This window comes from Bradyrhizobium sp. Kon56 (assembly GCF_055807635.1).
On the sequence record NZ_JBVVOU010000007.1, the window covers coordinates 129903 to 151526 of the forward strand.

The 21624-nt window shown below is 64.5% G+C and carries 25 protein-coding genes; 10 read left to right on the top strand and 15 right to left on the bottom strand.

From position 1 onward, the window contains the following. Positions 1–70 precede the first annotated feature (70 nt). The 5 genes from AC0L3B_RS13705 to AC0L3B_RS13725 all read left to right on the top strand — a co-directional run bounded on the left by AC0L3B_RS13705 (position 71) and on the right by AC0L3B_RS13725 (position 4410). The gene (locus AC0L3B_RS13705) at positions 71–841 is read left to right on the top strand and encodes a MotA/TolQ/ExbB proton channel family protein (protein WP_085351049.1); all 771 of its coding nucleotides are present in this window, start codon (positions 71–73) and stop codon (positions 839–841) included. Further along, positions 838–1524: a hypothetical protein gene (locus tag AC0L3B_RS13710; protein ID WP_085351050.1), complete on the top strand. Its 687-nt coding sequence runs from the start codon at positions 838–840 to the stop codon at positions 1522–1524. The genes AC0L3B_RS13705 and AC0L3B_RS13710 overlap by 4 nt, the downstream gene beginning before the upstream one ends. Further along, the gene (locus AC0L3B_RS13715; protein ID WP_204511643.1) at positions 1517–2122 is read left to right on the top strand and encodes a hypothetical protein; all 606 of its coding nucleotides are present in this window, start codon (positions 1517–1519) and stop codon (positions 2120–2122) included. The genes AC0L3B_RS13710 and AC0L3B_RS13715 overlap by 8 nt, the downstream gene beginning before the upstream one ends. Before the next feature lie 116 nt (positions 2123–2238). After that, positions 2239–2979 (top strand): metallophosphoesterase family protein, encoded by a 741-nt coding sequence (locus tag AC0L3B_RS13720; protein ID WP_204511642.1) that lies wholly within the window; start codon positions 2239–2241, stop codon positions 2977–2979. A 6-nt stretch (positions 2980–2985) separates the two neighbouring features. Continuing rightward, positions 2986–4410, top strand: coding sequence for a bifunctional serine/threonine-protein kinase/universal stress protein (locus AC0L3B_RS13725; protein ID WP_018455564.1), 1425 nt, complete (start codon positions 2986–2988; stop codon positions 4408–4410). 24 nt (positions 4411–4434) lie between these two features. On the opposite strand, the gene AC0L3B_RS13730 is transcribed toward AC0L3B_RS13725, so the two are convergent. From AC0L3B_RS13730 to rpe, 4 genes are all read right to left on the bottom strand, one after another. Then, positions 4435–4626 carry a hypothetical protein gene (locus AC0L3B_RS13730; protein ID WP_085351052.1) on the bottom strand — a complete coding sequence of 64 codons (192 nt, stop codon included), beginning with the start codon at positions 4624–4626 and terminating at the stop codon, positions 4435–4437. Between the two features lie 21 nt (positions 4627–4647). Then, the gene (locus AC0L3B_RS13735) at positions 4648–4824 is read right to left on the bottom strand and encodes a hypothetical protein (RefSeq protein WP_162847283.1); all 177 of its coding nucleotides are present in this window, start codon (positions 4822–4824) and stop codon (positions 4648–4650) included. 4 nt (positions 4825–4828) lie between these two features. Further along, on the bottom strand, positions 4829–4969 hold the full coding sequence (locus tag AC0L3B_RS13740) for a hypothetical protein (RefSeq protein ID WP_162847284.1): 141 nt from the start codon (positions 4967–4969) through the stop codon (positions 4829–4831). Positions 4970–5118: 149 nt separating this feature from the next. Continuing rightward, positions 5119–5820 (bottom strand): ribulose-phosphate 3-epimerase, encoded by a 702-nt coding sequence (rpe, locus tag AC0L3B_RS13745; RefSeq protein WP_018455567.1) that lies wholly within the window; start codon positions 5818–5820, stop codon positions 5119–5121. Between the two features lie 250 nt (positions 5821–6070). On the opposite strand from rpe, the gene AC0L3B_RS13750 reads away from it, so the two are divergent. Continuing rightward, positions 6071–6865, top strand: coding sequence for an EF-hand domain-containing protein (locus tag AC0L3B_RS13750; protein WP_085385053.1), 795 nt, complete (start codon positions 6071–6073; stop codon positions 6863–6865). Positions 6866–6877: 12 nt separating this feature from the next. Here the strand turns inward: AC0L3B_RS13750 and AC0L3B_RS13755 are convergent, their stop codons facing one another. The 3 genes from AC0L3B_RS13755 to AC0L3B_RS13765 are packed head-to-tail and all read right to left on the bottom strand — an operon-like array spanning position 6878 to position 11004. Then, positions 6878–7090 (bottom strand): KTSC domain-containing protein, encoded by a 213-nt coding sequence (locus tag AC0L3B_RS13755; RefSeq protein WP_085351054.1) that lies wholly within the window; start codon positions 7088–7090, stop codon positions 6878–6880. Between the two features lie 49 nt (positions 7091–7139). Next, the gene (locus AC0L3B_RS13760) at positions 7140–8135 is read right to left on the bottom strand and encodes a P1 family peptidase (protein ID WP_018455570.1); all 996 of its coding nucleotides are present in this window, start codon (positions 8133–8135) and stop codon (positions 7140–7142) included. A gap of 58 nt (positions 8136–8193) precedes the next feature. After that, a complete protein-coding gene (locus tag AC0L3B_RS13765) occupies positions 8194–11004 on the bottom strand; it encodes a PAS domain S-box protein (protein WP_085385070.1) in 2811 nt (936 codons plus the stop codon). A 240-nt stretch (positions 11005–11244) separates the two neighbouring features. Here AC0L3B_RS13765 and AC0L3B_RS13770 point away from each other — a divergent pair, with 240 nt between their 5' ends. Beyond that, entirely contained in the window at positions 11245–11631 is a 387-nt protein-coding gene (locus tag AC0L3B_RS13770; RefSeq protein ID WP_018455572.1) for a response regulator, read from the top strand. Positions 11632–11712: 81 nt separating this feature from the next. Here the strand turns inward: AC0L3B_RS13770 and AC0L3B_RS13775 are convergent, their stop codons facing one another. The 5 genes from AC0L3B_RS13775 to AC0L3B_RS13795 all read right to left on the bottom strand — a co-directional run bounded on the left by AC0L3B_RS13775 (position 11713) and on the right by AC0L3B_RS13795 (position 16804). Beyond that, positions 11713–12831: a branched-chain amino acid ABC transporter substrate-binding protein gene (locus AC0L3B_RS13775; RefSeq protein WP_018455573.1), complete on the bottom strand. Its 1119-nt coding sequence runs from the start codon at positions 12829–12831 to the stop codon at positions 11713–11715. Positions 12832–12988: 157 nt separating this feature from the next. Beyond that, positions 12989–13729, bottom strand: coding sequence for an ABC transporter ATP-binding protein (locus AC0L3B_RS13780; protein WP_018455574.1), 741 nt, complete (start codon positions 13727–13729; stop codon positions 12989–12991). After that, the gene (locus tag AC0L3B_RS13785) at positions 13726–14559 is read right to left on the bottom strand and encodes an ABC transporter ATP-binding protein (RefSeq protein ID WP_018455575.1); all 834 of its coding nucleotides are present in this window, start codon (positions 14557–14559) and stop codon (positions 13726–13728) included. Before AC0L3B_RS13785 ends, AC0L3B_RS13780 begins: the two co-directional genes overlap by 4 nt. Continuing rightward, complete coding sequence (gene livM / locus AC0L3B_RS13790) at positions 14556–15875, bottom strand: high-affinity branched-chain amino acid ABC transporter permease LivM (protein WP_018455576.1); 1320 nt, start codon at positions 15873–15875, stop codon at positions 14556–14558. Before livM ends, AC0L3B_RS13785 begins: the two co-directional genes overlap by 4 nt. Before the next feature lie 11 nt (positions 15876–15886). Continuing rightward, positions 15887–16804, bottom strand: coding sequence for an ABC transporter permease subunit (locus AC0L3B_RS13795; RefSeq protein ID WP_018455577.1), 918 nt, complete (start codon positions 16802–16804; stop codon positions 15887–15889). Between the two features lie 338 nt (positions 16805–17142). Between AC0L3B_RS13795 and AC0L3B_RS13800 the strand changes: the two genes are divergently transcribed. After that, positions 17143–17679, top strand: coding sequence for a hypothetical protein (locus AC0L3B_RS13800; RefSeq protein ID WP_018455578.1), 537 nt, complete (start codon positions 17143–17145; stop codon positions 17677–17679). On the opposite strand, the gene AC0L3B_RS13805 is transcribed toward AC0L3B_RS13800, so the two are convergent. The 3 genes from AC0L3B_RS13805 to AC0L3B_RS13815 form a co-directional block, all read right to left on the bottom strand. Continuing rightward, entirely contained in the window at positions 17641–18033 is a 393-nt protein-coding gene (locus AC0L3B_RS13805; protein ID WP_085351059.1) for a carboxymuconolactone decarboxylase family protein, read from the bottom strand. The two genes, AC0L3B_RS13800 and AC0L3B_RS13805, sit on opposite strands and share 39 nt — an antisense overlap. Before the next feature lie 107 nt (positions 18034–18140). Then, complete coding sequence (pcaD, locus tag AC0L3B_RS13810) at positions 18141–18923, bottom strand: 3-oxoadipate enol-lactonase (protein WP_018455580.1); 783 nt, start codon at positions 18921–18923, stop codon at positions 18141–18143. A 36-nt stretch (positions 18924–18959) separates the two neighbouring features. Further along, the gene (locus AC0L3B_RS13815) at positions 18960–20315 is read right to left on the bottom strand and encodes a 3-carboxy-cis,cis-muconate cycloisomerase (protein ID WP_368507659.1); all 1356 of its coding nucleotides are present in this window, start codon (positions 20313–20315) and stop codon (positions 18960–18962) included. Between the two features lie 184 nt (positions 20316–20499). Between AC0L3B_RS13815 and AC0L3B_RS13820 the strand changes: the two genes are divergently transcribed. Next, positions 20500–20946, top strand: a complete 447-nt coding sequence (locus AC0L3B_RS13820; protein ID WP_018455582.1) for an SRPBCC family protein — start codon at positions 20500–20502, stop codon at positions 20944–20946. Between the two features lie 164 nt (positions 20947–21110). After that, the gene (locus AC0L3B_RS13825; protein ID WP_007602418.1) at positions 21111–21596 is read left to right on the top strand and encodes a (2Fe-2S)-binding protein; all 486 of its coding nucleotides are present in this window, start codon (positions 21111–21113) and stop codon (positions 21594–21596) included. The last annotated feature ends 28 nt before the right edge of the window (positions 21597–21624 follow it).

Here is a 21624-nt window from a genome sequence, read left to right on the forward strand (position 1 = left end):
CATGGCTCTTTGGACGGGGGGCGGCGGCTTTGATCTAATGGGCGGAATTCACGGCCAGGAGCGGTGCAGCATGAGTTCGATGACGATTGGGCCAATCGCGGGGCCTGCTGCCGACCCATCCGAGCGCAGTGCGCTCCTGTTCTGGATGATCTTCACCGGGCTTTCGATCTTCGCCGTCGTGCTGCTGTGGCGGTTCGGCCTGATCCGCCTGATGCTGACCTCAGATCGGACCTACATTTCCAGCGTGATCGCGCTGCTCTATGTCCTCACCTGCGGTCACTGCTTCCTGCGCACGCGGGCCATTGCCCGCGAGGGCGCGGCGGCAAGGCGCTGCCGCGCGGTGCTTGCGGCCCCCGAGGGCGGCAGGGCGCTCGACGTCGGCGCTGCCGCGCTGCCGCGCGGGCTGGTGCGGGACCACATTGAGAGCCTCGTGACCAAGGCCGCGGCGCAGGACTACCGCCCCGTCGACCAGACGCTATTGCTGCGAACGCTCGCCGACCGGCTGCGCGGCTCCAACGGCTTCGGGGCCTTCGTCTCGGATACGCTGATGAAGCTCGGCCTGCTCGGCACCATCGTCGGCTTCATCATCATGCTGGCGCCGATCGCGGGACTGGATGCCGCCGACAAGGTCGCGATGCGATCATCGATGGGACTAATGAGCGACGGCATGGCGGTCGCGATGTACACGACGCTGGCGGGCCTCGTCGGTTCGATCCTGGTCCGCATCCAGTATTACATGCTGGATGCCGCGACCCAGAAGGTGTTCTCGGATGCGGTGGTGCTGACCGAGACCTATGTGACGCCGGTGCTGGAACGTAAGGGCGCTGGAATCGCGACATGATGGATGATTTCGGTCTCTATCCGCGCGAGGAGCCGTTCGATCCCTTGGGCGTGATGCTGTTCAAGGCGCTCCAGGTGATCGCTTTCCTGTTCTTCCTCGCGCTGCTCGCGGTCTCGCCGGACGCCAAGGACGGCAAGATCGACTCCAAGGCCGAGTTCATGATCACGCTGGACTGGCCCGACAGCCATCCCGACGATCTCGACCTGTTCGTGCAGGATCCCGTGGGCAATATCGCCTGGTATCGCCACCGCGAGGCCGGCTTCCTCACGCTTGACCGCGACGATCGCGGCGGAGCCAACGACTTCATCATGGTCAACGGCAAAAAGATTGCCTCGCCGATCCGCGAAGAGATCGTCACGGTGCGGGGCATCGTTCCCGGCGAATACACCGTCAATGTCTCACATTTCGTGGCTACGACCGGCGAGCCTGTGACGGCCAATGTGAAGGTGCAAAAACTCAATCCGACGGCGCAGGTGATCTTCGATAACAAGTTCACGGTCGATCACACCGGCGACGAGAAGACCGCGGTGCGGTTCCGGCTCGACGCCGAAGGCAAGGTCGTCAATGTGGACCAGCGGCCGAAATCGCTGCTGGAGACCTTTCGCAGCGGCTGGCGCAACGGCGCCGATCTCGACCCGAGCACCGGCGTGAGCAAGAACGCTGTGAGGGTGCGCCGTGACTAGCCTGCAAACGGTCATCCTCACGCTATCGATAGCCTACGCCGTCATCGGTGCGCTGCTGCTGGTCGTTCTGGTCTATGCGCGGCTGCATTGGTCGTTCAAGGCGGTCGCGGTGGTCGTGACCAGTGCGTTCTATGTCGTCAGCTTCACCGAGATGCGCGGGCTGCTCGGCTGGGCCAGCGCCGATCGGCTGCCGGCCTCGTTCAAGCTGCTGAAGGCCCGCATCGTCGAGCCGCATTCGCTGGAGGGCGATCCCGGCTCGATCTATCTCTGGGTCGAGCAGCTCGACGAGGACAATCGGCCGAGTGGCATCCCGCGCGCCTTTCGTGTGCCCTACAATGACAGGCTGGCCGACAAGACCCATGCGGCGGAGAACGAGATCGCGCTGGGACATCCGCAAGGCGGCCGGGCCGCCGATTTCGGCGGCGGCGATGGCAGCCTCATCGACATGGTCCGGGAATATGTGACGCCCAAGACCATCATGGAGACGAGCGGAGGCGATTCCTCGACCGGCGAATTCCTGGCACCACCGGCCGGCGCGCAGGGCGCCGTGTTCACGCCGTTGCCGCCGCCCCGGATGCCGCCGAAGGACGAGCAATAGGCTCTTCACCATCGCGACAGGGCAGTGCTGGCAAACCGCGCGCCGCTGGCGCATGTTCTTGACCTCCCTCAATTTAGCCTTATCGGCTCCCAATAAGGTTCGAGGGTGGAGGGTGCGTGCTTCTCGCTGTCTTCTCGGATATCCACGGCAACCGGCAGGCGTTCGAGGCGTGCCTGAAAGTCGCGCGGGCGCGTGGCGCCGAGCGCTTCATCCTGCTTGGCGACTTCGTCGGCTATGGCGCCGATCCGGAATGGGTGGTGGATACCGCGATGGAGCTGGTTGTCCAAGGCGCCGTCGCCGTGCGCGGCAATCATGACCAGGCGGTGAATTCCTCGGCCGAGACCATGAATGCCGAGGCGCAAATCGCGATCGAATGGACCCGCGGCCGGCTCGACACCGCGCAGCGGCGGTTCCTGGCGGAATTGCCGATGCTGGTGGAGGACGGCGATCGCCTGTTCGTGCATTCGGAAGCCTCCAGCCCCCGAAGCTGGCACTATGTCCGATCGACCGCCGACGCAGCCAAGAGCCTGATCGCGACGCCGGCTCATGTCACGTTCTGCGGCCACATCCACCGCCCGGCGATCTATTCGATGTCGGTGACGGCGAAGATGTCGGGACTCGTGCCCAAGACTGACGTCTCCGTACCGCTGCTGCGCGGCCGGCAATGGATTGCGGTGCTCGGCTCGGTCGGCCAGCCGCGCGATGGCGATCCATCCGCGGCTTTCGCGCTGTTCGACACGGTCTCGTGCCAGATCACCTATTGCCGCGCGCCCTACGACGTCGAGACGGCCGCGAACCGGATCCGCGAGAACGGCCTGCCGCATTGGCTCGCCGACCGACTGTCGCAGGGGCGTTAGAGGCCGATGCCGAAACCCCTCGTCAAATCAGGCGCAGAGATCGACGGCTACACGATTGGCGAATGCGTCCATGCCGGCGGAATGGCGACGCTGTGGACCGTCACCCGTCCCGGCCTCGACGTGCCGCTGCTGATGAAAATTCCGCGGGTGTCGGAGGGCGAGGACCCCGCGGCGATCGTCTCCTTCGAGATGGAGATGATGATCCTGCCGCGGCTTGCGGGTCCGCACGTGCCCTCCTGTTTCGGCACCGGCGATTTCGCCCACCAGGCCTATGTCGTGATCGAGCGCATCTCCGGGACCACGCTCTACAAGCGGTTGCCCGACCTACCGCTGCCGTATGACGAGGCGCGGCAGCTCGTCGCCAGGATCGCAACGGGGCTTGCTGATTTGCACCGGCAGAACGTGATCCATCACGACATCAAGCCGAGCAGCATCATGTTCCGCGAGAGCGGCGAGGCGGTGTTGATCGACTATGGCCTGTCGCATCACAACCATCTGCCGGACCTGTTGCAGGAGGAATTCCGCCTGCCTTACGGCACCGCGCCCTATATGGCGCCAGAACGGTTGTCAGGGGTGCGCGACGATCCGCGCAGCGATCTGTTTTCGCTGGGCGTGCTGCTCTATTTCTTCACGACCGGCGAGCGGCCGTTCGGCGAGGGCGAGACACTGCGTGCGATGCGGCGCCGGCTTTGGCGCGATCCGCACCCGCCGCGCGGCTTGCGCGCTGATTATCCGCCCTGGCTCCAGGAGGTGGTGCTGCGGTGCCTCGAGATCGAACCGGTGCGGCGCTATCCGACGGCGTCGCAGCTCGCCTTCGATCTGACCCATCCGGACCAGATCAGGCTCACCACACGCTCGGAGCGGATGAAGCGCGACCCGTTAAGCGTCGCTTGGCGGCGCCGCTTCAACCAGGGCGTCATGCAGCCGCGGGCGAAATCGGATGTCGCAGCCCAGATCGCATCAAGCCCGATCCTCGCGGTCGCGCTCGACACGGTGGAAGGCGCCCCCGAGCTGAACGAAGCGTTGCGCGTCACCACCGAGCGTATTCTCGCCACGCTGCCGTCGGCGCGGCTCGCCTGTCTCAACGTGCTGAGGCTCAACCGCATCGCGATTGACAGGACGCTGGATGAGCAGGGCTCCAACAAGCATATCGACCGGTTGGTGGCGCTCAGACACTGGGCCACGCCGCTCAAGCTCGATGAGAGCCGGCTCTCGGCTCACGTGCTGGAAGCCGTCGATCCCGCGGCGGCCATCCTGGAGTTTTGCGAGGTCAACCACGTCGACCACGTCATCATCGGCGCGCGGCAGGGCTCGTTCAGGCGCACGCTGCTCGGCAGCGTCTCGGCCAAGGTGGCCTCGGAAGCGGCCTGCACCGTCACTGTGGTACGGCCGCCGCGAATGGCTGCGGATGCGGGCGAGGAGGCCGGATAGGGCCGCGCTCTGGATCCTGGAGGCTCAGGCCGCGTGAGCGGTGTGGACGGAGCGCTTGCGACGGATCGGCCAGGAGAATTGCGGGCCGGGCTCGCAGTGATCCGCGCTGCCGCCGAAGAACTGGATGATCTCGCGGCACGGCTCGCAGTTGAACAGGTTACGCGACGCGGATGCCTTGGTCATTTCCTTGAGGCAGTTCGGGCAATGCGGCTTCATGAGCTTGGTCCAGAAAAGAATTCAATGCCGGCGCGGTGACCGGAGCGGGTGATCCAGGTCCATCTCGGGCCCGGTGTCGTCGCGCATCTCGCCTTCGGTGCGTTCGAGCCGACCGAAGAAAAAATCGAGGTCAGGATGTGGGCGCCGCGGGATGCGGCACCGGCGCTTCGGCTGACGTTTCACGAGCGCGATCTGCATGGGGTCAGGCCCGATACCAGTCGCGACGAGCGATGCGGGCCGAGCGTACCGAGACCTTCACCGGTCCGGCCGATGGACCAAACACAACAAACGCACAAAAACCAAGCCACAACGCCACGCCAGTCCAGACCAGGGTCGTCGTCATGATGTGCTCCCGCGAAAACAGGCAAGAATCACTTGCGGTGATTTGCGCGAATCAGGGAAGCCCGGAGGAGTACGGATCAAGTTGCAAATTTAGGCATTACGCGCCGCAACACCCGTAGAGGCCGCACGTCTGCGGAGTCGAGCGGGCCCTCAGATCGCCTCGCCGCGTGCACCCGCGGCGGCGTTGCGGATTGCGGCGATGTTGGTCTTATAGGCGTCCTGCGTGCCGCCCCTGAACACGGACGTGCCGGCGACGAAGGCGTTGGCCCCGGCCGCAGCCAGGGGACCTGCGACGTCGGGCCCGACGCCGCCATCGACCTCGATATCGATCGGCCGGCCCGCTGTCATGGCGCGGATGTCGCGGATCTTGCCGATCGCGGAGGGGATGAAGGCCTGGCCGCCGAAGCCGGGATTGACCGACATCACCAGCACGAGGTCGACCAGGTCCAGGACGTATTCGAGGGCACTGATCGGCGTGCCCGGATTGAGCGAAACGCCGGCCTTCTTGCCGAGTGCGCGGATCGCCTGAAGCGAGCGGTGCAGATGGGGACCGGCCTCGGCATGCACGGTGATGTGGTCGCAGCCGGCTTTCGCGAAGGCCTCGAGATAGGGGTCACAGGGCGAGATCATCAGATGCGCGTCGAAGATCTTCTTGGTGTGCGGGCGCATCGCCTTAATGACGTCGGGGCCATACGAGATGTTGGGAACGAAGTGCCCGTCCATGACGTCGAGATGGATCCAGTCGGCTCCAGCGGCGTCCACGGCGCGCACCTCCTCGCCGAGCCTGGAGAAATCCGAGGCCAGGATCGAGGGCGCGATTGCCAGGGGGCGGGGAGCGAAGGCTTGGGTCATGGCGGTTTCCCGTGGCGGCCGTAGAAGATGGACTCGCCTAACATGGGCCTCTCAGCCGGGCAATGCAGGGGCGGCGTGCTTCCTGTGGGCGGAAATTTCTGCCGCGACCGGCATGAATTGCCGGTGTTCCGGGCCGTGCAAAGTGCGGTGAAAGCGGATTTCATTGAGCTTTTTGCGCTGGCACGGCGCTTGCTGACTTCACCTGAACAGAACATTGGCCGCGGCATGCCGCATTGGTTGGAGTTGTGCAATGTTGTTTGCTCTTGGGGCCGTATCGAGCGCACTCGACGCGATCCAGTCGCTGACGAATTCGAAATCGTCCTCGTCGACGCAGAAGACGGGATCCTCGCAAAAGCCCGCGACCAATCCGTTCGCGATCGAGAGCGGCAGCAACAGCACGACCGGCGCGGCCTCGTCGGTCAATGCGGGCAAGACCCCGCAGATCTCGCCGGAGACGATGAACGCGCTGTTCGCTGCGCAGAGCCAATCCTCGGACAGCACCGGCAGCGCCGCCAGCTCGACCTCGTCGAGTTCGACGTCCTCCTCCTCGACGCGCCGCGACGCCGCCTTGAAGGATCTGTTCTCGCAGATCGATGGGGACGGCGACGGCAAGATCACCAAGTCGGAATTCGAGAATGCGCTCGGCGCCGGCGGCACCAATCTCGCGCAGGCCGACGACGTTTTCTCGAAGCTGGATTCGAATACCGACGGCAGCGTCAGCCTCGACGAGATGTCGAAGGCGCTGAAGGGCGGCCATCACGGTCACCATCACGCGCAAGGCGCGGGCGATGCCTCCGGCAGCGGTTCGGGTTCCTCCTCGCGGTCCAGCGGCGGCTCGACCTCGACCTCGACGACCGGCGCCGACGGTTCGACCACCACCACTGTCACCTATGCCGACGGCTTCAAGATGTCGACGACGGTCCCGGGCGCCTCCAGCTCCCGTAATTCGGCGTACGATCTGTTCGCGCAGTTGATGCAGCGGCAGGGCGGGCAGGGACAAGGCGCCTCAGCGGCTGTCGGTTCATCGATGTCGATGAGCGTGTAACCTTGCTCACGGCTAGCCTGCATATTCGTGCGTGATGTCACGATAGACATACCGATCACGGATTTCGCGGTTGAAGAACGTACCCTTTGAGCGCACATTCTTGAGCGCGGCGGCGACCTCGGGCGGAACGTCCGCGTAGACATAGACGCGTCCGCTGACGAAAGTCACCGTCAGCTCGCGCCTATCGGGGGCGTAGCGGAAAAAGCGGATCACGGAAGACGGCATGGCGGTGCACCTTGTCGGCCAGGGTAACGCCGTGTCAGCCGTTTCGTTTCTATCCGAACCGGTCCTTCCACGCCGGCATTGCGCCGGCAAAGGGCAGGGCCGTCGCATTGTAGACGCCGCGAGCGATGGCGCGTGCGACCACGTTGGCGGCGATCGTTCCGAGCTCGGTAAGGCCGACCAGCGGCTCGATCGGCTTCTCGCCCGTTGCGGCGGCGAACAGCACGTCGCCGTCGGTCGGGGCATGCACCGGATAGATCGCACGGGCGAACCCGGTATGCGCGATCATCGCAAGCCGCTTGGCCTGGGGTTTGGTCAGCGTGGCATCGGTGACAACGACGCCGATCGTGGTGTTCTCGCGCGCGTTCGCGGCGGGTCCGCCCTTGATGCGCATCGCCAGCATGTCCGGTGTGAACGTGGACGGCAGGCCGCGCCCGCCGAACTCGCCGTTCTCCTCGAAGGGCGCAGCCCAGAACCAAGGCCCTTCGCCAACGGTTGTGCTGCCGACCGCGTTGACGACCATGATCGCGGCGACCTTGATACCATTGGCCAGGACCGCGGAGGCCGACCCCAGTCCACCCTTGAAGGTCGCGGTGGTGGCACCGAGGCCGGCGCCGACGCTGCCCAGTGCGAAATCGTCGCTGGCGGCCAACGCTGCGGCGTAGCCGAGGTCGCGATAGGGCGCGAAGCGTCCCCAGGCCTTGTCGCCGCCGTTGAGCAAGTCGAAAACGATTGCGCCAGGCACGATCGGAATCACCGCCTCGCGAATCCGCAAGCCGCGGCCTTGTTCGGCGAGCCAGGCCTGGATGCCGCCGCCGGCGTCGATTCCAAAGGCGGAGCCGCCGGACAGCGCGATGGCGTCAACGCGATCGACGGTGCTGGCGAGGTCGAGCAACGCGTCTTCGCGCGTGCCGGGTCCGCCGCCGCGAACATCGATGGCCGCAACCGCGGGGGCGTCGAAGATGATCGCGGTCGTGCCAGTGGCGATTTTCGCATCCTCGGCATGGCCGACGCGGACGCCGGCGATATCGGTGAGAAGGTTTTTCAAGGCGGCTCCGCAGGCTGAAAGGCGCGCGCTTCAGCGATATCGCAGGGATGCCGCAGGCTCAACCCGCGAGCGCGGTCCTCAGCATCTTGGCGAGCTCGGACTTACGGTAGGGCTTTGCCAGCAGCAGCACGCCGGAATCGAGCCGCCCGTGATGGACGATGGCGTTCTCGGTGTAGCCCGAGGTGAACAGCGTCTTCAGGTCGGGGCGGCGGCGAGCCGCCTCGTCGGCGAGCTGGCGGCCGTTCATGTTGCCGGGCATGATGACGTCCGTGAATAGCAGGTCGATGTCCTTGTCGGCGTCGATGATGACGAGGGCCTCGGCCGCGTTGGCGGCTTCGAGGGCGGTATAGCCGAGGCTCTTGATCTGGGTCACGACATATTGGCGCACCAGCGCGTCGTCCTCGACGATCAGGATCTTCTCGTGGCCGCCGGTGACGGGCGCGTTCTGCAGCGCCTCGAATTCGGTCTCCTGCACGCCGCTCGAGCGCGGCAGGTAAATCTTCACGCTCGTGCCGTGGCCTTCCTCGCTGTAAATCTTGATGTGTCCGCCGGACTGCTTGACGAAGCCGAACACCATGCTGAGCCCGAGGCCGGTGCCCTTGCCGACCTCCTTCGTGGTGAAGAAGGGATCGAACACCCGGTCCATCAACTCCGGCGGGATTCCGGAGCCGGTGTCGCTGACGGCGATCATGACGTAATTGCCGGCCACCACGTCGGGATTCATGCTGGCATAGCCGTCGTCGAGGAAGATGTTGCGCGTCTCCAGCACCAGCGTGCCGCCGTCGGGCATCGCATCGCGCGCGTTCAGCGCGAGGTTGAGGATCGCAGTGGAGAGCTGGCCCGGGTCGATCAGTGCCGGCCACGCATCCTCGGTGAGTTGCGGCATGATGGTGATCTGCTCTCCGAGCGTGGGGTGCAGGAGCTTTGCGGCCTCGAGCGTCAATGCGTTGACGTCGATTTCGCGCGGTTGGAGCGGCTGCTTGCGGGCGAACGCGAGCAGATGCTTGGTCAGTTGCGCGCCGCGCTCGGCGGCGTCGTCGATCAGCTTGGTGATGGCGGCGAGCTCGGGACGGTCAGCGACCGCGTCCGCTAAAATTCCGATGGTGCCGGTGATGACGGTCAGCACATTGTTGAAGTCGTGCGCGACGCCGCCGGTCAATTGACCGATGGAATCCATCTTCTGGACGTGCCTGAACTGCGCCTCGGCCGCCTGCTTCTCGGTGAGGTCGCGGCCGATGAAGAAATGGCGCTTGACCGGCTCGGACCAGGTGCCCATCCAGTTCAGCGTGACCTCGTGACCGTCGTAGTGGTAGTAGCGCGCCTCGAAGCTGCGCTTGACCGCGCCACGCCGCGCCGCGCGCATCTCGTCGCGCGTCTTCTGGAGGTCATCGGGATGAATGAACTCGGTGGCGCTGTGCCCGATCATGTCTTCCGGATTCAAGCCGAGAATGGTCTTCACGCTCGGGCTGACCTGGATGAAATTGCCAAAACCGTCGGTGACCAGGATCAGATCCTGTGAGGTCTCGAAGATCCGCTGCCGCTCCTCGACCTCGCGGCGCAGTTTTTCTCGTGCCTGCTTCTCTTCCGTGATGTCGTGGGCGATCTTGGAAGCGCCGATGATCTGTCCGTTGGCTGATTTCAACGGAGAAACATTGAGGACGACGTCGACCCGCCGGCCGTCCTTTCGGATCCGGACCGTCTCGTGCTGTGCGATCGTTTCGTTGCCGCCGACCCGGTTCAGGATACCCCTGACCTCGGCCTTGCGGTCCTCCGGGACGATGATGTCGATCGGCTGCCCGATGGCCTCCGCGGCGGCATAGCCGAACAGATGTTCGGCGGCCTTGTTCCAGCCCGTGATGACACCGTCGAGCGTCTTCGTGATGATGGCATCATTGGCGGATTCGACGACGGCGCCGTACAGGGCAAGGCGCTTGCCATAATAGTCGCGATCCAATGCCGACTGCTGGCGCAGCCTGCCGACGAGACCCAGCGTATGCGCCTGGAGGCGGACATTTTCGATCAGGAGCACCGCGAGCACGAAGGTCGCCGCGCAGAGGCCGTAGACACGACCGGCGTAGAAGCCGAGATCGAAGCGCGCCACGTTGACGATCGCCGACAGCGCGATGTCGAACAGCCATGCGCACATCACCACCATGAGCCAGACATCGATGACCGAATGCGGACGGCGGAACCACAGCGAGACCAGCGCGGCGAAGCTCAAGGACCAGACAAAGGACACCACGCCGATCATGATCTGCGTGTAACCGCCATCGCGCAGCAGGACCGGAAGCAGGTCGTGCTGCGCAGTGACGATCCAGGTCAAGACGATCATGATCGTGACGACGCCGACCACGCTGGCGTAGATCGCCTTGCTTGCCGAGCCCGTGATCCGGGCGCCGCCGTCGGCCTCCTTCAGCCAGGCGTAGGCCAACACGCAGAGCGGAAAGCCGCCGTGCCAGATCATGTAGAGCCAGACCGTGGTCTGCTGGTTGGCCCCCAGCAGCCCGGTCGGCGAAAAAAGTCCGGGGAAGGTGAGGGCATGGACCACGGCCGCGGCGGCTGTGAACAGATAGCCCGTCGCGAGCACGAGCAGCGCGCTGGTCCTGAGCACCGCAAACTGCGACAACAGCAGGACGGCGGTGACAATGTCCGCGACCACAAGGGCGGATTGATAGCTGGCGACGAAGGCTGGCACGGGCAGTAGCGAGATACCCGCGAAGGGCACGGCCACTGCGAACAGGATCGACGAGACGCCCACGATCGCCAATGCTGCGGTGCGGTCCTTCGGGGTAGCCGGCAACGTCGAAAGGAATGTGCTTCGATCGGTCGTCGCAGACACGTGCAGCTCGCGCAGATCGGTTTTGAGCATCTTCGCCAATCTCATTTGGCCCAATCAATTTCTGCCCATGGTAGCGGGTTCTGGGCACGCATCATGACAAAACCCACTGCGACTCAACCGAAGGTTACAGTTTACTTAATTTTGGGGGGAACGCGCACCGGGGATCGGGTAAGATGCGCTTTACTGGATGGTGCAATAATGCTCTCCCGCAGCTGCGGGTTCCAGGTTTGAACCAGGCATTTTGATGTCAGGATCCGGGAGTTGTTCCCTGTGCCCCGCGTTCTCATCATCGACGACCAGAAGGACGTCCGTGCGATGGTCGCGATCGTGCTGCGCGTCAACCGTTATGAGGTCGTTGAGGCCGACAGCGGCGCAGCCGGGGTGAAAGCCTTCACCGAGGTCGGCTTCGACGCGGCAATCGTGGACATTTTCCTCGGCGATACCAGTGGCGTCGAGGTCATCACGACCCTGCGCGAGCTTGCACCGAGCCTCCCGGTCGTTGCCGTGTCGGGGATGACGGCGCTGGACTTCATGGAACAATCGCCCCACCTCGCCAGCGTGGTCTGCCTGCAAAAGCCGTTTCGGCCGAACGATCTTCTTCAAGCGCTGAGGAAGGCCCAAGCCGCGGTGGACGGCGCGATACAAGCAGCAGTCTGATCCTGACGCAGGAAGAAACGCCCCGGGCGAGCCGGGGCGCGATGATGATTGGAGGAGGCCTTCAGGCCCCGGCAAGCGTGCTTAGGTGCCGTTGCCGCTGATCGCGGCGTAGCCGCCCTTGGCGTCCCATTTGTAGACGACGTAGTCGAGCTGCTTGATATCGCCCTTGGAGTCATACTCGATCGGCCCGATCACGGTATCCCACTTGCCGGCCTTGATGGCTGCCATGACCTTCTTGGCGTCGGTGGTGCCGGCCTTCTTGGCCGCCTCCGACCAGACCTGCATCGCTGCGTAGGTGTAGAGCGTGTAGCCCTCGGGGTCGATGTTCTTGGCCTTGAAGGCTTCGACGATCTTCTTCGCGGTCGGCTTGTTGCGCGGATCGGGGCCGAAGGTGAACAGCGTGCCTTCGCCGGCCGGGCCGGTGATGGAGGCGTATTCCTTGTCGGCGAGTGCGTCGCCGGCCATCAGCACGGTCTTCAGGCCCTGGTCGCGCATCTGGCGCAGGAGAAGGCCGCTCTCTTGATGGTAGCCCCCGACATAGACGAGATCGATGTTGTCGCGCTTCAGCCGCGAGACGATCGCGTTGAAGTCCTTGTCGCCCTTGTTGTAGGACTCGTACATCTTCTCGGTGACGCCGGCCTTGTTGAGCGCCTTCTTGGTCTCGTCCGCAAGACCCTTGCCGTAGGTGGTCTTGTCGTTGAGGATGGCGATGTTCTTGCCCTTGTAGTTCTTGGCGATGAACTGGGCGGCGACCAGGCCCTGCTGGTCGTCGCGGCCGCAGACGCGCGCCACGTTCCACAGTCCGCTATCGGTGAACTTCGGATTGGTGGAGGCGGGAGTAATCTGGAGCACGTTGCCGTCGGCATAGGCTTCCGACGCGGGGATCGACGAGGACGAGCAATAATGCCCGGCCACGAACGGAATTTTCGCGCCGGCGATCTTCTCGGCGATCGAGCGCGCCTGTTTCGGATCGCAGGCGTCGTCCTCGACGGACAACGCGAGCTTCTTGCCGTTGACGCCGCCGGCGGCGTTGATATCGGCTACGGCCATCTCGGCGCCGTTCTTCATCTGGCGGCCGAAGGCGGACTCGCCGCCGGTCATCGGACCTGCGACTGCGACGGTGACATCCTGCGCGAATGCCGCGCTCGACAGCGCGATCGATGCGCCGAATGCCAGACCGATGAGCTTCAGTGATTTCATGAGATACCTCGAGGGTGGTCGCCTGTGGAAGTTACCGGGCATGCCCGGTTCAAACCGGCGCCATTCTTGAATGAATTCGAGGAGAAGTCACCGGCAAAATACGGGCATTGGCAGAGATATCGCCAAATTCGGCCGCACGGGTTCGCCTTGGGCGGCCTCAGCCGTGCCGGCCGCCTTCCAGGTAGGCGGCGCGAATCTCGGGGCGCTGCAACAACTCGGCACCGGTCCCGGCCAGGGTGATCAGGCCATTGACCATGACATAGCCGCGATGGGCGAGCTTGAGCGCGTGGTTGGCGTTCTGCTCGACGATCAGCACGGTCAGGCCGTCCTGCCGGTTCAGAGTGCGGATCGCATCGAAAATCTGGCGCGCGATCAGCGGCGCCAGACCGAGCGAGGGCTCATCAAGCAGGAGCAGGCGAGGGCGGCTCATCAAAGCGCGGCCGATGGCCAGCATCTGCTGCTCGCCGCCAGACAGGGTTCCCCCGCGCTGGCCGTAGCGTTCCTTCAGCCGCGGAAACAGCGTGAACACGCGTTGTAGCGTCACCTCGCGTTCGGCGTCGGTGCATTCGGTGGCGTCCGCGCCCATCTGGAGATTTTCCGCCACGCTCATGCGCGGGAAGATGCGGCGGCCTTCCGGCGATTGCGCGATGCGCAAATGCGCGATCTCGTGGGTGGGCACTTCGGTGATGTCGCGGCCTTCGTACAGGATCTGGCCGGCGCGGGCGCGGGGCTTGCCGAAGATCGTCATCATCAGCGTCGATTTGCCGGCGCCGTTGGCGCCGATCAGCGCCACGATCTCGCCGGCATTGATCTCGAGGTCAACGCCCTTCAGCGCCTCGATCTTGCCGTAGGCAGCGCGAAGGCCGTGGATCGCGAGCAGTGCAGTGGGCGACGTCACGACCCGCTCTCCATCACGGCCGCCGCCTCTTCCTCATCGGTGCCGAGATAGGCGGCGATCACCTTCGGATCGTCGCGAACCTCGCGCGGGGAGCCTTCAGAGATCTTCACACCGTGGTCCATCACCACGATATGGTCGGAGATCTCCATCACCACGGACATGTCGTGCTCGATCAGCAGGATCGAGGTGCCGAGCTCGTTGCGGATCGACAGCAGCAGCTCGCTCAGGGCGGCGCTCTCGCGCGCATTGAGGCCGGCGGCGGGTTCGTCCAGGCACAAGAGCGCGGGCTCGGTGCACATCGCGCGTGCGATCTCGAGTCGTCGCTGGTCGCCATAGGCAAAATTACCGGCAGCATCGTCGGCGCGATCGAGCAAATTGACGCGCTTGAGCCAGTCGGTGGCGAGATCGATCGCGCGCTTCTCGGCGTCGCGGTAGACGGGCGCGCCAATGAGCCCGAGCAAGGTGAAGCCGGAGGCGCGCATCAGCGCGTTGTGCTGCGCCACCATCAGGTTTTCCAGCGCGGTCATGCCGGGAAACAGGCGGATGTTCTGGAAGGTGCGGGCGACCTTGGCCTGCTTGGCGATGCGGAAATCGTTCAGCCGTTCCAGCGCGATCACCTTGCCGTCGTCATGGCCGAGGCGGATGGCGCCGCCGCTCGGCTTGTAGAAGCCGGTGATGCAGTTGAAGACCGTCGTCTTGCCGGCACCGTTGGGTCCGATCAGCGCGGTGATCTTCTTCCGCTCGGCAGCAAACGACAGGTCCTGCACCGCGACGATGCCGCCGAAGCGCATGGTGAGCCGGTCGACCTCGAGAATCTGGTCGCGGCTCATCCGTGCCCCTCCTTGACGAGGTCCGATGAGATCGCGTGGGCCTTGGTCAGGTACACGGTCGGCGCGCGATGGCCGATCAGGCCGCGCGGCCGCCAGATCATGATCAGCACCATGGCCATGCCGAACACCAGCATGCGATAGCTCTCGAGGCTCCGGAACAGTTCGAAACCGCCGATCATGGCGAGCGCTGCGAGCGCCACGCCAAGCTGCGAGCCCATGCCGCCGAGCACGACGATGGCGAGCACCAGCGCCGATTCCTGGAAGGTGAAGGATTCCGGGCTGATGAAGCCCTGGCGGGTCGCAAAGAACGCGCCGGCAAAGCCGCCGAACATCGCACCGGTCGCGAATGCCGTGAGCTTCGTCGTGGTGGTGTTGATGCCGAGCGCGCGGCAGGCGACCTCGTCCTCGCGCAGGGCTTCCCAGGCACGGCCGATCGGCAGGCGGCGCAGCCGGATCGTCACCCAGTTGGTGAGCAGCGCGAGCGCCAGGATCAGGTAGAACAGGAAGACGATGCGATGGGTCGGAGAATATTCGATGCCGAGTCTGGCGGCGAGCCCGTTGTCGCTGTTGTCGAGCGGGATGCCGAAGAAAGAGGGGCGGGGAATGCTGGAGACGCCGTTGGGGCCGCCGGTCAGATCCTGCCAATTAATGATGACGAGGCGGATGATCTCGCCGAAGGCGAGCGTCACGATCGCGAGGTAGTCGCCGCGCAGGCGCAGCACGGGGAAGCCGAGCAGCACGCCCCAGAATGCGGCGAGGACGCCCGCTAGCGGCAGGCAGATCCAGAATGACCAGCCGAAATTGGTCGCAAGCAGCGCGTAGGAATAGGCGCCGACCGCATAGAAGGCGACATAGCCGAGATCGAGCAGGCCAGCCAGCCCGACTACGACATTCAACCCCCAGCCCAGCATCACATAGGTGAGCACGAGGATGGCGAGATCGAGGATGTAGCGCTGGTCATAGAAGATCACAGGCACCAGCAGGGTGAAGATCAGAAGCGCCGGTGCGAGATAGCGGCCGAGGAACGACATTCCGCTCTGCACCGCCGGCGGCACCAGCTTCTCGGCGCCGGTCGGACCGATCCATTGCTTGAGCAGCTCGAGCACGATCGAGCCGCCGAATACCGCGGCGACGAGGGAGGCGACCTCGCCGAAGCGCGTCCAATAGGTGAGCTGGCCGTCGGAACCGGCTTCGGTGCGGACGCCGACCATCAGCGAGAACAGCACCAGCGCGATCAGTGCGTTGACGCAGGCGGTCTTCAGGAGAGCGGGGATGCCCGATGCGGTTTTGGCCGTATTGATCGAGGGAGCTTTCACGCGCGCGACCGTCAGACTTTTTCGACTTCGGGGCGGCCGAGCAGGCCGGTCGGCATGAAGATCAGCACGACGATCAGGATCGAGAACGCGGCGACATCCTTGTATTCGACCGAGAAATAGGCCGACCAGAACGTCTCGATCAGCCCGATCGCGAGCCCCCCGAGCATGGCGCCGGGCAGCGAGCCGATGCCGCCGAGTACGGCCGCGGTGAACGCCTTGATGCCGGCGACGAATCCCATGAAGAAATCGACCAGGCCGTAATAGAGCAGGTACATCAGGCCGGCCACTGCGGCGAGCGCAGCGCCGATCACGAAGGTCATGGAGATAGTGCGGTCGACGTTGACGCCGAGCAGCGCCGCCATGGTCTGGTCCTGCTCGCAGGCGCGCATGTCGCGCCCGAGCCGTGTGCGCGACACCAGCCAGGTGAAGATCGCCAGCAGCACGATGGTGGTGATGACCACCACGATCTGGATATTGGAGAGCTGGATGACGAAGCCATCGGCGCTCTCGTGCAGCGTATAGCCGCCGGTGATCACTGGCGGCACTGGCTTCACCCGCGCGCCTTGCGCCACCTGCGAATAGTTGGTCAGCACGAACGACATGCCGATCGCCGACAGCATCGGCGCGAGGCGGAAGGAGTGGCGCAGCGGACGGTAGGCGATGCGCTCGATGGTCCAGCCATACAGGGCGGTGATCGCCATCGAGACCAGGATCACGATCAAAAGGATCACCGGGACCGCAGTCAGGCCCGTCGAGACCAGCAGAAGGAAGGTGATCAGGGCGATGAAGCCGCCGATCATGAAGACATCGCCATGGGCGAAGTTGATCATCCCGACGATGCCGTAGACCATCGTGTAGCCGATCGCGATCAGCCCGTAGATCGAGCCGAGCACGAGACCGTTGATGAGCTGCTGGGCGAAATAATCCATAGGCTGCCGTACCCAAATCTGACGCGGCTCAAAGGGAGCTCTTCGAGAGAGTGCTGGTTTCTTCTCGGGCCCCGGCAGCCCTTAAGCATTCTCGTTTTGTAACAGGAGGGAACTGGCGGCTGCAACCGGCCTCGCCTCCGCATCAAGGCTTTTACAGAGATCATTTGGCGCTCCGGTTCCCCCGCAATGGGCGGAACCGGCTCCGTCAGCGCCATCGGATGCCTGTCGGGAGGCAGTTAAGGTAAACAAAGGGTTTAAATTGCCGCCACAGTCTGATGCGAGTTAGCTCCCGGCAGAGCCTTTCATCGAAGGCGCGGCCAAACGAAGCGGGAAGCGGCATGTTCGGAAACTGGCGGATCGGTTCGGTCAACGGCGCACTTCTGGCGGCCTATTTCATCCCGACCTGGACCCTCGTTGCCTTCAACATCATGGTGGCGCCGGTGCACGGCCTCTATGAGCGGCCGAGCGTCGCAGTCGCTCTTTTCCTCAGCGACCATCTCCAGATGGCGGGGATGGACACGGTGCGCGCCGCCTGGCTGCTGGCGCTGGGGCGCTTAACGGTGGTGGCGTTCTTTGCGATCTACCTTGCGCTGCTCTGCATCCCCCGTATCCGCAAGAACGGCGGCAGCGACGAAGCGCTCGGCATTGCGCTTGCGATCGGCAGCCTGATCTCGTTTGCGAGCATGATCATGGCCTCGAAGGTCGGCGAGATGGCCGCGCTGCGGCTGCACGCCACCGAACTTCTGCTCTTGCTCGGTGCCGCCATCGTGGTGGTGATCGAGCGGCCCGCGGCGGCGCCCAAGATCGTTCAGAAGCCCGTCGAGGCCACCCCGCCGCTAGGTCTTGAGCAGGCCGAGCTCCTGCACAATCGCTGAGGCTTCCTTGACGGCGTGGTTCGCCGCCGGCACGCCGCAATAGATCGCCTGCTGCAGCAGGATTTCCTTGATGTCGTTGGGCGTGAAGCCACCCTCGGCGAGGGCCGCGCGCACATGCAGGCGGAATTCATCCCATTGCCCAAGCGCAACCATGGTGCCGATCACCAGCACCCGCCGCGTGCGCTCGTCGAAATGCGGCCGCGTCCAGATCTCGCCCCAGGCGTAGCGCGTGATCATGTCCTGGAAATCGGTGTTGAATGCATTGCGACCCGCGATCGACTTGTCGACCCAGGCATTGCCCAGCACTTTTCGGCGCACGTTCATACCGGCATCGCGGCGTTTCTGGTCGTCCATGCTGTTTCCTCCTTCGTCATTGCGAGGAGCGAAGCGACGAAGCAATCCAGTCTCTCACGGCAGACGGATTTCTGGTTGCATCGCTGTGCTCCCAACGACGGTTGTGGCTAGCGTTGCGTCAAAAAGCCCACGACCGCGTCGGTGAATGCGTGCGGCTGCTCGACATTGGAAATGTGGGCGGCGTCAATGATGGTCATGCTCGCGCCGGGAATGCTTGAGCGGATCAATTCACCCGCCGAAATCGGCGTCGCCATGTCGTGGCGGCCGGCGATCACCAGTGTCGGGTTCTTGATGTTCGGCAGCAACGCGCGCTGGTCGAGCGTCGACAGCGCTTCGCAGCAGGCGAGATAGCCTTCGAGCGGCGAGGCCAGCAGCATCTCCTTCATCCTGGCGGTGATGTCGGGCGCGCGCTCGCGGAAATCCTGGGTGAGCCAGCCGGCGATAACGGCGTCGGCGACGGCGGCGATGCCGCCCTTCTTCACCGCGTCAATGCGCTCGAGCCATTTGGTCGGCTCGGCGTAGTAGCAGGAGGTGTTGGCGAGGATGAGCTTGCCGAAGCGCTCCGGCGCGTTCGCGCCGAGCCATTGCCCAACCATGCCGCCCATCGACAGGCCGCACCAGTGCACTTTTTCGATATTGAGGTCGTCCAGGATGGCGAGCACGTCGCGGCCGAAGCGCTCCATGGTGTAGGGGCCGGGCGGAACGTTGGACTTGCCGTGGCCGCGGCGGTCGTAGCGGATGACGCGGAATATCTGCGTCAGTGCCTTCATCTGCGGCTCCCACATCTGCAGCGTGCAGCCGAGCGAGTTCGAGAGCATCAGCGTCGGCCCGCCGTCGCGGCCCTCGACGGAGACGTTGATCAGGCAACCGTCGGCATCAATCATGGGCATGCGGGCGTCTCCGTTTTATTTGCGCGCAGGACTGCTTTATTCGCGTTCGAGGCTGTCGAGCAGGCGATCGATCAGGGCTTGGGAAGCGCCTTGATAGGCCATCGGCTCGAGCAACGCCGCAATTTTTTCCGGCGAAAGATGCGCAGTGACATGCGAATCGGCTGCGAGCACCTCGCGCAGATGCTTCTTCTCGGCGACCGCGCGCTTGCTCGCGGCCTCGATCAGATGATGCGCATCGCTCTTGCCCATCGTCTCGGCCAGCGCAAAGGTAACCGCTTCCGCCATGATCAGCCCGTGCGTCGCATCGAGATTGCTGCGCATGCGCGCGGCATCGACATCGAGACCCTCGGCGATGTCGACGATGGCGGCAAGCGCGCCGGAGGTGACCAGCATCAATTGCGGCAGCGTCGGCCATTCCGCGTGCCAGGGACCGGCGCTGCGTTCGTGGTCCTGCACCTGTGCGGCAAAAATCGTCGCTGCGAGCTGAGGCGCCATGGTCGCGCAGCCGAGCGCGCTTGCGGCTGCGACCGGGTTGCGCTTGTGCGGCATGGTCGAGGAGCCGCCGCGGCCTTCCCCGGCGGGCTCGAACGCCTCTGCGACGTCGGTCTGCATCAGCAGCGAGACGTCGCGCGCGATCTTGCCGCAGCTTCCGGCGAGAATCGCGAAGGCTGATGCGGCTTCCGCGATGCGGTCACGGTGGGTGTGCCAGGGGGCTTCTGGCAATGGCAGGTTCAGCTCCTGCGCCAGCCGTTCTGAAACGACGAGCCCCTTGTCGCCAAGTGCCGCAAGCGTGCCGGCCGCGCCGCCGAATTGCAGTGCGAGGCCCTCGCGGCGCAGCCGCCTGAGGCGGCAGCGGGCGCGGGCAAGGCTTGCGGCATATTCGGCGGCCTTCAGTCCGAACGGCATCGGCAGGGCGTGCTGGAGCCAGGTTCGCGCCACCATTGCCGTGTTGCGATGACTGCGCGCAAGTGCGGCAAAGCCCTTGATGGCGCGGCTGAGATCGGCGTCCAATGCATCGATGCCGGCGCGAAGCGTGAGCATGGTCGCGCTGTCGATGACGTCCTGGCTGGTCGCGCCCCAATGCACGTAGCGTGCGGCCTCGGCGTCGCCCTTGCCGACATTGGCGGTCAGAGTCTTGACCAGGGGGATCGCGAGATTGCCGGATCGAGTCGCGGCCTCGGCCAGCGCAGCCATGTCAAAGGTATCGGCCTTGCACGCGGCTTCGATCGGGCCCACCGCGGACGCGGGAATCACACCCGTGGCCGCCTCGGCTCGGGCGAGGGCTGCCTCGAAATCGAGCATATTCTGAAGGGTCGACCGGTCGTCGCAGACCGCGCGCATGGCCACGCTCGACAGCATCGGCGCGAGCAGGGGGGAGAGGGATGTGCTCATATTGTGCGGGACCTAACCACCATGACCCGCCTGTGCCAATCCCAAACCGGCGGCGCAAGCTTTTTGCAGTTGCGAATATGCATTGCACGTGACCGAGGGCCACCCTTTCTTTTGCCGCCTCCGTGCGGTACTTGAGCTGCATTATAGTTGCGCGATCCAAGTTCGGTATCCCGGGAGGCACCCAATGGCCATGACGATGAACGGCGAAGTCCAGCTTGCGGCGCCGCGCGAGGCCGTGTGGGCCAAGCTCAACGATGCCGAGGTGCTGAAGGCCTGCATCCCCGGCTGCGAGGAGCTGGAGAAGACCGACGATGGCGGCTTTCGCGCGACGGCGAAAATGAAGGTCGGTCCGGTGTCGGCGCGCTTCAAGGGCAAGGTCACACTGTCCGATCTCGACCCGCCGAACGGCTACAAGATCTCCGGCGAAGGCGAGGGCGGGGTGGCCGGCTTCGCCAAGGGTGGCGCCGTGGTCAAGCTTGCGGAGAAGGACGGCGGCACGCTTTTGTCCTACGAGGTCGAGGCGCAGATCGGCGGCAAGTTGGCGCAGCTCGGCCAGCGCCTGATCAACGGCGCCGCCAAGAAACTGGCCGACGAATTTTTCGCGAACTTCGCCAAGGCGGTACAGGGCTGAAGGCCAACACCTCAAGCATTGCGCCTTTCGGCATATCGCGTTTTGTCATGGCGCCTTGCATTCCGGGTGATGTTGCCCCGGGGCATAATGGCCCATATGATGGGTTGGAATAAATATAAGAACCGCTTCGACGGGACCCGTCGGGGCGCTGATAGAGAGTGTTTATGGCAAAAATCTCCCTCATCGTGAACGGCAATCCTGTCACGGCCAACGTCGATCCCCGCACCCTGCTGGTGCAGTTCCTGCGCGAGAATCTGCGGCTCACCGGCACCCATGTCGGCTGCGACACCTCGCAGTGCGGCGCTTGCGTCGTGCATCTGGACGGCAAGGCCGTGAAGTCCTGCACCACGCTCGCCGTGATGGCCGATGGCCACGAGGTCAAGACGATCGAGGGCCTGGCCGCCGACGGCGCGCCGCTGCATCCGATGCAGGAGGCCTTCCGCGAACACCATGGCCTGCAGTGCGGCTTCTGCACGCCCGGCATGATCATGACCGCGATCGACATCGTCCATCGCAAGGGCAACGAGCTCGACGACCACACCATCCGCGAGGAGCTGGAAGGCAATCTCTGCCGCTGCACCGGCTACCAGAACATCGTCACCTCGATCTCCGCCGGCGCCAAGGCGATGGCGAAATCCGATCTCGCGTAAACCTCGCGCGCACTCTGCGATCAGGACA

Bases quoted from the DNA above. Each gene is read 5' to 3' on its own strand.
- AC0L3B_RS13705 (WP_085351049.1), top strand. From the start codon at position 71: ATGAGTTCGATGACGATTGGGCCAATCGCGGGGCCTGCTGCCGACCCA.
- AC0L3B_RS13710 (WP_085351050.1), top strand. From the start codon at position 838: ATGATGGATGATTTCGGTCTCTATCCGCGCGAGGAGCCGTTCGATCCC.
- AC0L3B_RS13725 (WP_018455564.1), top strand. From the start codon at position 2,986: ATGCCGAAACCCCTCGTCAAATCAGGCGCAGAGATCGACGGCTACACG.
- AC0L3B_RS13730 (WP_085351052.1), bottom strand. From the start codon at position 4,626: ATGAAGCCGCATTGCCCGAACTGCCTCAAGGAAATGACCAAGGCATCC.
- AC0L3B_RS13735 (WP_162847283.1), bottom strand. From the start codon at position 4,824: ATGCAGATCGCGCTCGTGAAACGTCAGCCGAAGCGCCGGTGCCGCATC.
- AC0L3B_RS13740 (WP_162847284.1), bottom strand. From the start codon at position 4,969: ATGACGACGACCCTGGTCTGGACTGGCGTGGCGTTGTGGCTTGGTTTT.
- rpe (WP_018455567.1), bottom strand. From the start codon at position 5,820: ATGACCCAAGCCTTCGCTCCCCGCCCCCTGGCAATCGCGCCCTCGATC.
- AC0L3B_RS13750 (WP_085385053.1), top strand. From the start codon at position 6,071: ATGTTGTTTGCTCTTGGGGCCGTATCGAGCGCACTCGACGCGATCCAG.
- AC0L3B_RS13755 (WP_085351054.1), bottom strand. From the start codon at position 7,090: ATGCCGTCTTCCGTGATCCGCTTTTTCCGCTACGCCCCCGATAGGCGC.
- AC0L3B_RS13765 (WP_085385070.1), bottom strand. From the start codon at position 11,004: ATGCTCAAAACCGATCTGCGCGAGCTGCACGTGTCTGCGACGACCGAT.
- AC0L3B_RS13775 (WP_018455573.1), bottom strand. From the start codon at position 12,831: ATGAAATCACTGAAGCTCATCGGTCTGGCATTCGGCGCATCGATCGCG.
- AC0L3B_RS13785 (WP_018455575.1), bottom strand. From the start codon at position 14,559: ATGAGCCGCGACCAGATTCTCGAGGTCGACCGGCTCACCATGCGCTTC.
- AC0L3B_RS13795 (WP_018455577.1), bottom strand. From the start codon at position 16,804: ATGGATTATTTCGCCCAGCAGCTCATCAACGGTCTCGTGCTCGGCTCG.
- AC0L3B_RS13800 (WP_018455578.1), top strand. From the start codon at position 17,143: ATGTTCGGAAACTGGCGGATCGGTTCGGTCAACGGCGCACTTCTGGCG.
- AC0L3B_RS13805 (WP_085351059.1), bottom strand. From the start codon at position 18,033: ATGGACGACCAGAAACGCCGCGATGCCGGTATGAACGTGCGCCGAAAA.
- pcaD (WP_018455580.1), bottom strand. From the start codon at position 18,923: ATGCCCATGATTGATGCCGACGGTTGCCTGATCAACGTCTCCGTCGAG.
- AC0L3B_RS13815 (WP_368507659.1), bottom strand. From the start codon at position 20,315: ATGAGCACATCCCTCTCCCCCCTGCTCGCGCCGATGCTGTCGAGCGTG.
- AC0L3B_RS13820 (WP_018455582.1), top strand. From the start codon at position 20,500: ATGGCCATGACGATGAACGGCGAAGTCCAGCTTGCGGCGCCGCGCGAG.
- AC0L3B_RS13825 (WP_007602418.1), top strand. From the start codon at position 21,111: ATGGCAAAAATCTCCCTCATCGTGAACGGCAATCCTGTCACGGCCAAC.